Consider the following 538-nt stretch of genomic DNA (forward strand, 5'->3'; position numbering starts at 1 on the left):
CAGCATGTTTATCGGTATTGACCGATGTTGATTTCTTTCAGGGTGCAGATGAAAATATTGCGATTGCCCGTAATCATTGTGCCCTACCTGCTTTACGTAAAGACTTTTTGGTCGACCCATACAATGTAGTTGAAGCACGTGCTTTGCATGCTGACTGTATTTTATTAATTGTTGCTTGTTTGTCTGACCAGCAACTCGAAGAAATGTCTAAAACTGCGTTTGAGCATCAACTTGATGTATTGGTTGAAGTTCATGACGAAGAAGAGTTGGAGCGTGCCTTAAAGCTTTCTGAGCAATGTTTATTAGGCGTGAATAACCGTAATTTAAAAACCTTTGATGTAGATTTAAATACTACTATTCGGTTGAAAAAATTACTTCCGGCCTCACGTTTATTGATCACTGAAAGTGGTATTGCGACACCAGATGATGTACGTATGATGCAAGAGCATGATATTCACAGTTTCTTGGTTGGCGAAAGTTTTATGAAACAACCACGTCCAGATCAAGCTTTTACTGCCCTTTTTGGACAACCTCAAAC

General features: G+C 39.2%; 1 protein-coding gene. It reads left to right on the forward strand.

The features are described 5' to 3' along the window. Window positions 1-17 precede the first annotated feature (17 nt). Window positions 18-538: indole-3-glycerol phosphate synthase TrpC (locus ABD296_RS50175; protein ID WP_344285796.1), on the forward strand; the 521-nt coding region annotated here is incomplete at its 3' end.

Source organism: Actinomadura napierensis, assembly GCF_039529375.1.
Lineage (GTDB): Bacteria > Actinomycetota > Actinomycetes > Streptosporangiales > Streptosporangiaceae > Spirillospora > Spirillospora napierensis.